This window comes from Pseudomonas sp. H9 (assembly GCF_004353925.1).
In the GTDB taxonomy this organism is placed as follows: domain Bacteria; phylum Pseudomonadota; class Gammaproteobacteria; order Pseudomonadales; family Pseudomonadaceae; genus Aquipseudomonas.
The window spans coordinates 58,058-70,581 of the sequence record NZ_SMOK01000029.1 but is presented as its reverse complement, the minus strand read 5'-3'; the positions used below and the strand labels follow the sequence as shown (position 1 = coordinate 70,581).

At 59.0% G+C, this 12,524-nt stretch carries 11 protein-coding genes; 7 read left to right on the top strand and 4 right to left on the bottom strand.

All coding sequences use genetic code 11. The features are described 5' to 3' along the window. Window positions 1-9: 9 nt before the first annotated feature. From gatB to E1573_RS21970, 4 genes are all read left to right on the top strand, one after another. A complete protein-coding gene (gene gatB / locus E1573_RS21985) occupies window positions 10-1,455 on the top strand; it encodes an Asp-tRNA(Asn)/Glu-tRNA(Gln) amidotransferase subunit GatB (protein WP_133216663.1) in 1,446 nt (481 codons plus the stop codon). A 99-nt stretch (window positions 1,456-1,554) separates the two neighbouring features. Then, a complete protein-coding gene (locus E1573_RS21980; protein ID WP_133216662.1) occupies window positions 1,555-1,926 on the top strand; it encodes a septal ring lytic transglycosylase RlpA family protein in 372 nt (123 codons plus the stop codon). A 62-nt stretch (window positions 1,927-1,988) separates the two neighbouring features. After that, entirely contained in the window at window positions 1,989-3,032 is a 1,044-nt protein-coding gene (locus E1573_RS21975) for a calcium/sodium antiporter (RefSeq protein ID WP_133216661.1), read from the top strand. Between the two features lie 10 nt (window positions 3,033-3,042). After that, window positions 3,043-3,420, top strand: a complete 378-nt coding sequence (locus tag E1573_RS21970; protein ID WP_133216660.1) for a carboxymuconolactone decarboxylase family protein — start codon at window positions 3,043-3,045, stop codon at window positions 3,418-3,420. A 20-nt stretch (window positions 3,421-3,440) separates the two neighbouring features. Here the strand turns inward: E1573_RS21970 and E1573_RS21965 are convergent, their stop codons facing one another. From E1573_RS21965 to E1573_RS21950, 4 genes are all read right to left on the bottom strand, one after another. Next, the gene (locus E1573_RS21965; protein ID WP_133216659.1) at window positions 3,441-4,814 is read right to left on the bottom strand and encodes an amino acid permease; all 1,374 of its coding nucleotides are present in this window, start codon (window positions 4,812-4,814) and stop codon (window positions 3,441-3,443) included. A gap of 50 nt (window positions 4,815-4,864) precedes the next feature. After that, on the bottom strand, window positions 4,865-5,806 hold the full coding sequence (locus E1573_RS21960; RefSeq protein ID WP_133216658.1) for an AEC family transporter: 942 nt from the start codon (window positions 5,804-5,806) through the stop codon (window positions 4,865-4,867). A 155-nt stretch (window positions 5,807-5,961) separates the two neighbouring features. Next, window positions 5,962-6,522, bottom strand: a complete 561-nt coding sequence (locus tag E1573_RS21955; protein WP_045184713.1) for a response regulator transcription factor — start codon at window positions 6,520-6,522, stop codon at window positions 5,962-5,964. Continuing rightward, a complete protein-coding gene (locus E1573_RS21950) occupies window positions 6,522-7,778 on the bottom strand; it encodes an ATP-binding protein (RefSeq protein ID WP_133216657.1) in 1,257 nt (418 codons plus the stop codon). Before E1573_RS21950 ends, E1573_RS21955 begins: the two co-directional genes overlap by 1 nt. 202 nt (window positions 7,779-7,980) lie before the next feature. Between E1573_RS21950 and E1573_RS21945 the strand changes: the two genes are divergently transcribed. The 3 genes from E1573_RS21945 (at window position 7,981) to E1573_RS21935 (ending at window position 12,485) form a co-directional block, all read left to right on the top strand. Continuing rightward, complete coding sequence (locus E1573_RS21945; RefSeq protein ID WP_133216656.1) at window positions 7,981-8,697, top strand: SIMPL domain-containing protein; 717 nt, start codon at window positions 7,981-7,983, stop codon at window positions 8,695-8,697. Window positions 8,698-9,013: 316 nt separating this feature from the next. Next, on the top strand, window positions 9,014-10,639 hold the full coding sequence (locus E1573_RS21940; RefSeq protein WP_133216655.1) for an ABC transporter substrate-binding protein: 1,626 nt from the start codon (window positions 9,014-9,016) through the stop codon (window positions 10,637-10,639). 253 nt (window positions 10,640-10,892) lie between these two features. Beyond that, on the top strand, window positions 10,893-12,485 hold the full coding sequence (locus tag E1573_RS21935; RefSeq protein ID WP_133216654.1) for an ABC transporter substrate-binding protein: 1,593 nt from the start codon (window positions 10,893-10,895) through the stop codon (window positions 12,483-12,485). Window positions 12,486-12,524: the final 39 nt, after the last annotated feature.

The window sequence follows — 12,524 nt, the reverse complement described above, 5'->3', positions numbered from 1 at the left end:
GACCATCACATGCAATGGGAAGTTGTCATCGGGCTGGAGATTCACACCCAGCTCGCCACCCAGTCGAAGATTTTCTCCGGCAGCGCCACCACGTTCGGCTCCGAGCCGAACACTCAGGCCAGCCTGATCGACCTGGGTATGCCCGGCGTACTGCCGGTGCTCAACCAGGAAGCGGTGCGCATGGCGTGCATGTTCGGCTTGGCGATTGACGCCGAGATCGGCCATCACAACGTGTTCGCGCGCAAGAACTACTTCTACCCTGACCTGCCCAAGGGCTACCAGATCAGCCAGATGGAACTGCCAATCGTCGGCAAAGGCCACCTGGACATCGCTCTGGAAGACGGTACGGTCAAACGCATCGGCATTACCCGTGCACACCTGGAAGAAGACGCCGGCAAGAGCCTGCACGAAGACTTCAGCGGCTCCACCGGTATCGACCTGAACCGTGCCGGCACGCCGCTGCTGGAAATCGTTTCCGAGCCAGAAATGCGCAGCGCCAAAGAAGCCGTGGCTTACGTCAAAGCCATCCATGCGCTGGTACGTTACCTGGGCATCTGCGACGGCAACATGGCCGAAGGCTCTCTGCGTTGCGACTGCAACGTTTCGATCCGACCAAAGGGCCAGGTCGAATTCGGCACCCGCTGCGAAATCAAGAACGTCAACTCGTTCCGCTTCATCGAGCGCGCGATCAACAGCGAAATTCAGCGCCAGATCGAGCTGATCGAAGACGGCGGCAAGGTCATTCAGGAAACCCGCCTGTACGACCCGAACAAAGACGAAACCCGCTCCATGCGCAGCAAGGAAGAAGCCAACGACTACCGTTACTTCCCCGACCCGGACTTGCTGCCGGTGGTAATCGAAGGTGCTTACCTCGACAGCCTGCGCGCCAACCTGCCTGAGCTGCCGCCACAGAAACGCGAACGCTTCCAGAGCCAGTTCGGCCTGTCGGCCTACGATGCCAACGTACTGGCTTCGAGCCGTGAACAAGCCGACTACTTCGAACAAGTGGTGGGTGTTTGTGGTGACGCCAAACTGGCCGCCAACTGGGTTATGGTCGAGCTGGGCAGCCTGCTCAACAAGCTGGGCCTGGAAATCGACCAGTCGCCAGTCAGCGCGGCCTACCTGGGCGGCATGCTCAAGCGCATCCTCGACAACACCATCAGCGGCAAAATCGCCAAAGTGGTGTTCGAGAAGATGGCAGCGGGCGAAGGCGATGCCGATCAGATCATCGAGGCCGAAGGCCTGAAGCAGGTGACTGACACCGGCGCGATCGAGAAGGTACTGGACGAAATGCTGGCGGCCAACGCCGAGCAGGTCGAGCAGTACCGCGCTGCCGACGAAGCCAAGCGCGGCAAGATGTTTGGCTTCTTCGTCGGCCAGGCCATGAAAGCCTCCAAGGGCAAGGCCAACCCGCAGCAAGTGAACCAATTGCTCAAGAGCAAGCTCGAAGGGTAATTCGCGTCGCCTGCTTTTCGCGGGGCAAGCCCGCTCCCACAGTAACTTGCTGTAGGAGCGGGCTTGCCCCGCGAAAGCCCCTTAGGAGCTCTCGCACACATGTGGCGTCCCTTCAGCGCACTCGCGCTTTTTTCCCTGCTGGCCGGCTGTGCCAGCCACGATGTAGATCCACGCGGCTACGACCAATCCGGCACCGCTTCCTATTACGGCTCCCGCCATCACGGTAAACGCACCGCCAGCGGCGAACCCTTCAATCAAAATGCCCTGACAGCAGCCCATCGCAGCCTGCCCTTCGGTACCCAGGTCAAAGTCACCAACCTGAAGAATGACCGCAGCGTGATCGTGCGTATCAACGACCGCGGCCCGCACACCCGTGGCCGACTGATCGATCTATCGCGTGCTGCGGCAGAAAAACTCGGCATGATCCGTAGCGGAACTGCTCGCGTCCGGGTACAAAGTCTCAGCGACTGAACCTGTTACGGAGAACAACCATTTTCGACCTGGCCGCCCTACCCACCTTCAGCCTGCTGCAGATGGCTTTTGGCTTGCTGCTGCTGATCGCCGGTGCCGAGCTACTGGTTCGTGCGGCGTTACGCATGGCCGCCAGCCTGCAGGTCCGCCCGCTGATTATCGGCTTGAGCCTGGTTGCCTTCGGCAGCAGCGCACCGCAGCTCACCGTCAGCCTGCAAGCCGCCTATACCGGCGCTCCAGACGTCGCGGTGGGCAGCGTGATCGGCAGCAACATCTTCAACATTCTGGTCACTCTCGGCTTGGCGGCATTGATCATTCCCTTGCGCGTCTCGCGCCAGCTGGTGCGCCTGGATATTCCCCTGATGATTGGTGCCAGCCTGGTGGTGTACCTGCTGGCACTCAACGAACTGCTGGGGCGCCTTGAAGGTGCACTGCTACTGCTCGGCCTGCTGGCTTATCTGGCGGTGCTCTGGCACCAGTCGCGTCACTATGCCCGCACGTTTCCAGCCCCCGGCCCGCGACCACAACAAGGCGGCGGTTTCTGGGTCACAAGCTTATTGATGATGCTGACCGGCCTGGGCTTGCTGAGCGTGGCTGGCCACCTGCTGCTGGAAGCCGCCGTTGAGGTGGCAGGCGACCTGGGCCTTTCGGAGCGTGTAATTGGCCTGACCGTGGTCGCCGTCTGTACATCCCTGCCCGAGCTGGCCACTTCACTGATCGCTGCTTTGCGCGGTGAACGCGAAATTGCCGTGGGCAACGTTATCGGTAGCAACCTGTTCAACCTGCTGGCAGTGTTGGGCCTGACCGCTCTGATAGCCCCAGAGCCGCTGTCGATCTCACCCAACGCCCTGGATTTTGACCTGCCGGTAATGCTCGGTGTCGCCGCCTTGAGCCTGCCGGTGTTCTACTCCGGCTACCGGGTAACCCGCGCCGAAGGTCTGGTGTTTCTCGGCTTGTACCTGGCTTATGGTCTGCACGTGGTGGCCTTCACCACCGGCATGCCACTGGCCACGCGCCTGGAAAAACTGATGCTGTTCTATGCACTGCCAGTGCTCGGAGCGTTGCTGCTGTATACGACCCTTCGCGCCTGGCGCCGCCAACACTAAGGAAAACAAGATGGGCGATACCACTAAAACCGGCGAACAGGTCCGCCGTCAGGTCATGGGCGATGCATTTGTCGATCGTGCCCTGGGCAATGCCACCGAGTTCACTCAGCCGCTGCAGGACTTCGTCAACGAACACGCCTGGGGCGGTGTCTGGAACCGTGAAGGCTTGCCGTTGAAAACCCGCAGCCTGATCACCCTGGCCGCACTCACCGCGCTAAAGTGCCCACAAGAGCTTAAGGGGCACGTGCGTGGCGCTTTGAACAATGGCTGCACGGTTGAAGAGATTCGCGAGGCGCTGCTGCATTGCGCAGTGTACGCCGGTGTACCGGCAGCGATTGATGCCTTCCGCGCCGCTCAAGAGGTGATCGACAGCTACCAGCAGAGCTGATCGATCACCCCACATGGCCGTCAGTTAGCAGTCACGGCGGCCTTGTCACCTTTCTTTTTCAGCCAGAACGCCACGCCCAGTACAGCCAGCCAAACCGGGATCAACAGCACCGAAATACGGATGCCCGGCGTCAGGTACATGATGACCAGGATCAGCGCGAGGAAGGCCAGGCACACGTAATTGGTGATCGGGTAGCCCCAGCTTTTGTAGAACGTGGTTTCGCCAGCGGCCTGTTTGGCACGGCGGAACTTCAGGTGGGTGATGCTGATGATCCCCCAGTTGATCACCAGCGACGACACCACCAGCGCCATCAACAAGCCAAAGGCTTCGGCTGGCATCAGGTAATTGATCAGCACGCACAGGCCGGTGGCCAGTGCCGAAATCCCCAGCGCAGCCAATGGCACACCACGCTCATTGACCTTGAGCAAGCGCTTGGGCGCATCACCCTGGGTAGCCAGGCCGAACAGCATGCGGCTATTACAGTACACACAGCTGTTGTACACCGACAGCGCCGCCGTCAGCACCACCAGGTTGAGAACGGTCGCCACCAGATTGCTGTCCAGGGCATGGAAAATCATCACGAACGGGCTGCCGCCCTGTACCACCTTCTGCCACGGGTACAACGACAACAGCACCGCCAGGGCGCCGATGTAGAAAATCAGAATGCGGTAGATGACCTGATTGGTTGCGCGCGGAATGCTGTGCTTGGGATTGTCAGCTTCAGCCGCCGTGATCCCCACCAACTCCAGGCCACCAAAGGAGAACATGATCACTGCCAGCGCCATCATCAAACCGCTGACACCATTGGGAAAGAAACCACCGTACTGCCACAGGTTGGCAACACTGGCATCAGGGCCGCCATTGCCGCTGATCAGCAAGTAACCACCGAAAGCAATCATGCTGACGATGGCAACCACTTTGATCAGGGCAAACCAGAACTCCATCTCGCCAAACACCTTCACCTGAGTGAGGTTGATCAGGTTGATGATGACGAAAAAGATCGCCGCCGTTGCCCAGGTCGGGAAGCCAGGCCACCAGTACTGGATGTAGATCCCCACCGCCGTCAGCTCGGCCATGCCGACCAGCACATACAGCACCCAGTAGTTCCAGCCGGACATGAACCCGGCGAACTCGCTCCAGTAACGGTGGGCAAAGTGACTGAAGGTACCGGAAACCGGCTCTTCGACCACCATCTCACCCAGTTGGCGCATGATGAAGAAGGCAATCAGGCCGGCAATGGCGTAACCCAACAACACCGATGGGCCAGCCAGCTGGATAGTCTGGGCAATTCCCAGGAACAGACCGGTGCCGATCGCGCCACCCAGCGCAATCAACTGGATATGGCGATTCTTCAGCCCGCGGTGTAACCGCTCTGGGGTGATCTCGTCTTGCATGAAGTGTCCTCGAGGCTAAGAGGCAGTGTTGGAATTATTTTTGACAGGATCTAGATCCAACCGCCCCACTGCAAGAAAAAGATGCCGATATTGGTGGTAATAGCGGCCATCAGGGTGGTTATGACGATAATTGCCGCCGCCAACTGATGATTACCATTGGTGGACCTGGCCATCACATAACTTGCCGCTGCCGTGGGGCTACCGAAGTAGAGGAACAAAATACCCAACTCGGCGCCTCGAAAACCCCAGAGAAAGGCACCCAGTGTGGCAAGCAGCGGCAGCCAGACCATTTTCAGCATGCTGACACTGAGGGCGATCCCGCCACTTTGGCGCAGCGAAGCCAGCGACAAGGTGCCACCAATGCAGATCAGTGCTAACGGCAGGGTCATCTGCGCCAGGTAATCGCCCGACGTCAGCAACCAGTTCGGCAACACTACTTGAGCGTAGGCCATCACCGCCGCCACCAGCACACTGATGATCAGCGGATTGCGCAGAATGCTTTTGCAGATACTCCACGGGTCAGACTTGGCGCTTGGGCTGTACACCGCCAGCACCACCACCGACAACGAGTTGTACAGCAGGATCACCAGGCCGGCGAGGACTGCGCCCAGCGAAATGCCGTGATCGCCGTACATACTCCCCGCCAGCGCCAGGCCAATCACTCCGTTGTTACCGCGAAACGCGCCTTGGGTGTAGATACCGCGGTCTTCGCGCGGGCAGCGCCAGATCGCCAGCCCCCAGGCCAGGCCGAAACCGATCAGGGTCGCAATGGCAAAGTACAGCAACAGCCCCGGTTGAACGGCTGCACTCAGATCAGCGTGATAGATCCCCAGGAACAGCAACGCCGGCATGCAGACGTTGAATACCAGTGCCGAGGCGGTGTGGATAAAGCCATCATTGATCGCATTGATGCGTTTGAGCAGCACACCCATGAACAACATGGCAAAGACCGGCGCCGTGATGTTCAGCGTCTGAAGAAATAGGGCGAGCATGCAGAACGATCCCGGTGGCTGTCGTTAGGAGGCTAATGATACGCCAACAACAACCATCGCGGGGCATGTAGGAGCGGGCTTGCCCCGCGATGCGGTGTGCCTGATAAACCGCTATCGCGGGGCAAGCCCGCTCCTACAGGAAGCTAAACCGGGGGTCAGCGGCGAACCGGACGCTTCTGCAATTTGCGCTGCAAGGTGCGCCGGTGCATGCCCAATGCCCGGGCCGTTGCAGAGATGTTGCCTTCATGCTCGGTCAGCACACGCTGGATGTGCTCCCACTGCAAGCGGTCAACCGACATAGGGTTTTCCGGTACCAGGCTGTCCAGGTCCGCATGCTCGGACAATAGCGCCGCCAATACGTCATCAGCGTCGGCTGGTTTGCACAAATAGTTGCAGGCGCCACGCTTGATGGCTTCAACCGCCGTGGCAATGCTGGAGTAACCAGTGAGGATCACCACACGCATTTCCGGGTCGAGTTCAAGCAGCTTGGGCAGCAGTACCAGGCCCGAGTCGCCATCCATTTTCAGGTCCAGGGTGGCGTAGTCGGGCACGTCCTGCTGCGCCAGCACCAGCCCCTCTTCGGCAGAGCCCGCGGTGCTCACACGAAAACCCCGGCGGCTCATGGCCCGGGCCATAACGCGGGTAAAGGTGGCGTCGTCATCTACCAACAACAGGTGCGGCAGCTCTTCGCCTTCAACCTGAATTTCATCACTCATCACACATCTCCTCGCGTGTCACGCGGCAGGCGCAGCTCGGTCAGCGTACCGCCCTCCTCATGACTATAGAGTTTTACCGAGCCACCAGCACGCGTCACGCTGGCCTTGCTCAAGAACAGGCCCAGGCCGAAGCCTTTGCCCTTGGTGGTAAAGAAAGGTTTGCCAATCGCTTCGGCGATGGCCGGGGGCACACCCGGGCCATGATCACGGATGCTGATCACCATATCTTGCGCATCCCAGTCCAGACGCACTTCCAGATCGTCCGGGCAGGCATCGGCTGCATTGTTCAACAGGTTCAACAACGCCTGGGTCAGGTCAGGTGGGGGCGCCAGCCGCGGCACACTGCCCTGGCCCAAGCGCTGAAAGCGGTAGCTGGCTTCAGGGCGCATCAGGTGCCAACGGTTCAGGGCTTCGTCGAGCCAGGCCGTGACCTCCTGATTTTCCACTGCCATGCGCCGATTGGCTTCCGCAGCCCGCACCAGATTCTGCAAGGTTTCCTTGCACAGCTTGACCTGGTCCTGCAGTACCGCCAGGTCTTCCTGAAGCATCGGGTCGTTGTGGTCCTGGCGCATTTCCTTGATCAGCACGCTCATGGTCGCAAGCGGTGTGCCCAGCTCATGGGCGGCACCGGCAGCCTGGGTGGCGACCGCCAGCAGTTGCTCATCGCGCAGGCCTTCTTCACGACGCTCGGCACGCAGCTGTTCCTGACGGCGCAGCTCCTCGGCCATTTTTGCCGCAAAGAAAGTGATCACCGCCGCCGCCAGGGCGATGCTCAGCCACATGCCATAGACCTGCATCTTCTCCCGCGCCATGGGGAAGGTCTCAAGCGGGTAGAACTGCACCAGCAACAGGCTGTAGGCCGCCAGGGCAATGCCCGACAGTACCAGCGAATACACCCAGGGCAAGGTCACCGCTGCAATGGCCAACGGGACCAGGTAGTAAGACACAAAGGGGTTGGTCGAACCGCCTGAGTAGTACAGCAAGGCACTGTGGATCAACAGGTCACAGGCCAGCTGCAGGGCGTACTCCAACTCCGTGACCGGCAACGACAGGCGCAAACGCAAGGCGGTGAACGCACACAGCAAACTGGACAGGCCCAGGGTGATGACCAGTGACAGCCAGGGTAACGGCAGCAGATCCGTCCAGTAGGCGACGCCCACCGAACCTGCCTGGGCGGCCAATACCAGAATGCGGATGAAGGTCAGGCGCCAGAGGTTCTGACGTGATGCTGATAACAGTTGTACGGGGGCGAGCATGAGCTCTCCTGATGAGCGCTCCAGGGCGAATCGTGGCGAGTATACCGAAGCTGTGTCGCGGTCTGCTGACCTGCGGCAAAGCGCCACACTTTTTTACACAACCATGATGGCCTTTTTGAACCTCACTACACTCTTGCGAGTCTCATGGGCCTGCGTGGAATGGATTTCAGTGTGTCCACGCCTCATTTTCAAGGAGTCATCCATGCTTAATGCTCGTCGCAGCGCCGCACTCGTAATGGCCACCAGCCTGCTCGCCAGCCTCCCAGCGCTGGCCGAAGCGCCACGTTACAACCAGATTTCGCTGCGTGCTGAAGTCAGTAAGGAAGTGCCGCGCGACCTGATGGTCGTGACCCTGTACAGCGAAGCGCAGAACACCGACCCGGGCAAGCTGGCCAAGGAAATCACCGAGACCATGAACAAAGCGGTGCAACAGGCCCGCGAAGTCAAGGAAGTGAAAATCAGCCAGGGGAGCCGCAACAGCTACCCGATTTACGACAACAAGGGCCAGAAGATCACCGGCTGGCGTGAACGCGCTGAACTGCGCCTGGAGAGCGCCGACTTCCCGGCCTTGTCCAAACTTACCGGCGACCTGCTGCAACAGCTGAAGATGGGCGGCATGGACTTCTCCATTGCCCCGGCCACGCGCAAAACCAGTGAAGACGAGCTGCTCAAAGATGCCGTCAATGCCTTCAAGACCCGCGCTCAGCTGGCCACCGAGGCCTTGGGCGGCAAAAGCTACAAAGTGGTCAACCTCAACCTCAACAGCAGCGGCTACCCTCATCCTTACGCCCGTAGTGCACCGATGATGATGAAAGCCAGCATGGATGCCGAAGGCGCGGCCCCCAGCCCGGACATCGAAGCGGGTACCAGCCAGGTCAGCCTCAGTGCCGACGGTACCATCGAAGTACAGATGCCCTGAGTAACGTTACTTTTTGTACTGTTTCGCGGCAGTTGCGGCTGCCGCGAACTCAGTTACACCCTGCAACTGAATGCACCATTCTGGTGCTAGCCGTGACCATCTCCGCGCACAACGTCCTCGAAACATACTGAAATATCCCCTCGCAAACGATCAACTCCGCAACAAGTTATACGAATGCGACATTCCTGTACGTTCGTCCCACTGTTTATCACGACCTATCCTTTTGAGTGTTGCAATGGGTATGGGGCCTGCATAAGTATCCGCAGGTCGGCTCACAAGGCCACCTCAAACCAAAAATGACAACAATGAGGCCACCATGCTCAAAAACGCGGTCATTCCGTTCCTGGTCGGCGCAGGCTTACTTGCCGGCGCTCCTTCTGCCCTCGCGGCGACTAACCTGGTGTTCTGCTCTGAAGGCAGCCCCGCTGGCTTCGATCCAGGCCAGTACACCACCGGAACCGACTTCGATGCCTCAGCCGAGACTGTTTTCAACCGCCTGAGCCAATTCGAGCGCGGCGGTACCGCTGTTGTCCCGGGCCTGGCAACCAGCTGGGATGTTTCCGATGACGGCCTGACCTACACCTTCCATCTGCGCGAAGGGGTCAAGTTCCACACCACCGACTTTTTCAAGCCGACTCGCGAATTCAACGCCGACGACGTGCTGTTCACTTTCAATCGAATGCTCGACAAGGACATGCCGTTCCGTAAGGCCTACCCCACCGAGTTCCCGTACTTCACCGACATGGGCATGGACAAGAACATTGCCAAGGTAGAGAAGCTTGACGATCACACGGTCAAGTTCACCCTCAATGGCGTCGATGCCGCATTCATCCAGAACCTGGCGATGAGCTTCGCCTCGATTCAGTCAGCCGAATATGCCGATCAGTTGCTCAAAGAAGGCAAGCCGGCCGACATCAACCAGAAACCGATTGGCACCGGTCCATTCGTATTCAGCAAGTACCAGAAAGACGCGCAGATTCGCTTCAAAGGCAACAAAGACTACTGGCAGCCTGATGACGTGAAGATCGACAACCTGATCTTCGCCATTACCACCGACGCGTCGGTGCGTATGCAGAAGCTGAAGAAGAACGAGTGCCAGGTCACCCTGTTCCCGCGCCCTGCCGACATCGAGCCACTCAAGGCCGACCCGAACCTGAAGATGCCTGACCAGGCTGGCTTCAACCTGGGTTACATCGCTTACAACGTGATGGACAAGATCAAGGGCAGCAACGAACCCAACCCGATGGCCCAGCTCAAGGTTCGCCAGGCCCTGGACATGGCGGTGAACAAGCCGGAAATCATCAAATCGGTGTATCAGGGCGCTGGTCAACTGGCAGTCAACGCCATGCCGCCAACCCAATGGTCGTACGACACCACCATCAAAGACGCGCCGTTCGACCCGGAGAAAGCCAAGCAACTGCTCAAGGAAGCCGGGGTCAAGGAAGGTACCGAAATCACCCTGTGGGCCATGCCGGTACAACGCCCATACAACCCCAACGCCAAACTGATGGCCGAAATGCTGCAGTCGGACTGGAAGAAGATCGGTATCAACGCCAAGATCGTCAGCTACGAGTGGGGTGAGTACATCAAGCGCTCCAAAGGCGGCGAAAACGGCGCCATGCTGATTGGCTGGAGCGGTGACAACGGTGACCCAGACAACTGGCTCGGTACCCTGTTCGGCTGCGATGCGGTTGAAGGCAACAACTTCTCCAAGTGGTGTGACCCTGAATACGACAAGCTGATCAAGCAGGCCAAGGCCACCTCCGATCAGGCCAAGCGTACCGAGTTGTACAAGCAAGCCCAGCATCGTCTCAAAGATCAGGTCCCGATGACCCCGATCGCCCACTCGACGGTGTACCAGCCCATGCGCAATACCGTGCAGGACTTCAAGATCAGTCCGTTCGGTTTGAACTCCTTCTATGGGGTAAGCGTGTCCAAATAGCAGCCGCCCAATCCTCCCTGCGATGCCGTGTTTGGCATCCGGGGTGGCTTGGTGTCGGCCGGGCAGATCGAGCGCAAATGTTACGACACGGAAAAGTCGCAGCCGCTCTCGGAAACTTCCTACACACCATTGCGTAATTGCTACCTACCATCGAACCCACGTCGCACCTAACGTCGTGAGTACCGTGATAAGTGCAATGCGCTTGGCTGTGCGCTTAGGACCGCTAAATCACAACAAAGGACAAGGGACCGCCATGCGCAATACCCCATTTTTTGCAACGCTGCTAGGCCTCGGCCTGCTCACCCAGGCCCCGCTGAGCCTGGCCAAGAACCTGGTGTTCTGCTCTGAAGGCAGCCCCGGAGGTTTCGACACTGCGCAGTACACCAGTGCCACCGATAACGACGCTGCAGAGCCGATCTACAACCGTCTTGTGGAGTTCGAACGCGGCGCGACCGCTGTCAAGCCGGCACTGGCCACCCGCTGGGAAGTATCACCCGACGGTTTGACCTACACCTTCCACCTGCGCGAAGGCGTGAAGTTTCATAGCAACAAAACCTTTACCCCCAGCCGCGACTTCAATGCCGACGACGTGCTGTTCACCTTCAACCGCATGCTTGATCGCCAGCACCCATTCCGTAAGGCCTACCCCACCGAATTTCCATACTTCGTCGGCATGAGCCTGGACAAGAACATCGCACGGATTGAGAAAACCGCACCCATGACGGTGGTGTTTACGCTCAACAGCATTGATGCCGCGTTCGTGCAGAACCTGGCGATGAGCTTCGCCTCGATCCTCTCTGCCGAGTACGCCCATCACTTGATGCTCTCCGGGCGTCCCAGCGACATCAACCAGCAACCGATTGGCACCGGCCCGTTTGTGTTCCAGCGTTACCAGAAGGACTCGCAGATTCGTTATCGCGGCAACAAGGACTATTGGGACCCAAATCAGGTCAAGCTTGAGCAACTGATCTTCTCGATCAACACCGACCCTTCCGTACGCATTCAAAAGCTGCGCAAGAATGAATGTCAGGTCACCGTGAACCCTCGCCCTGCCGATATTGATGCGCTGAAAAGCGATGAAAAACTGCAGGTCATCGAAAAGCCCGGCTTCAACCTCGGCTACATCGCCTACAACGTACAGCACAAACCGTTCGACCAGTTGCAGGTGCGCCAGGCCATGGACATGGCAGTGAACAAGGCCGCCATCGTGCAAGCGGTGTATCAGCATGCCGGGCAACTGGCCGTTGGCAGCATGCCACCGACGCAATGGTCTTATGACGACAGCATCAAGGACGCCGAGTACAACCCGGACAAGGCCCGCGAACTGCTCAAGGCTGCCGGGGTCAAGGAAGGCACTGAAATCACCCTGTGGGCCATGCCCGTGCAACGCCCCTACAACCCCAACGCCAAGCTGATGGCCGAGATGCTTCAGGCCGACTGGGGCAAGGTCGGCTTCAAGGTCAAAATCGTCAGTTACGAGTGGGGTGAATACCTCAAGCGCACCAAGGACGGCGAACACGATATCTCGCTGATCGGCTGGACCGGCGACAACGGTGACCCGGACAACTGGCTGGGCACGCTGTACAGCTGCGACGCCATCGGCAGCAACAACTACTCCATGTGGTGCGACCCGCAGTACGACGCGCTGGTCAAAAAAGCCAAGACCATCACCGACCGTGAACAGCGCAGCGTGATTTATCAACAGGCCCAGCAGTTGCTCAAGCAGCAAGTGCCAATTACTCCGATCGCTCACTCGACGGTCAACCAACCGCTCAGTGCCAAGGTCGAGGACTTCAAGGTAAGCCCCTTCGGGCGCAACGTCTTTTCCGGCGTAAGCGTCGATTAACCCCTGCAACGGTCAAGGGAGTGCGATCCACTCCCGCGA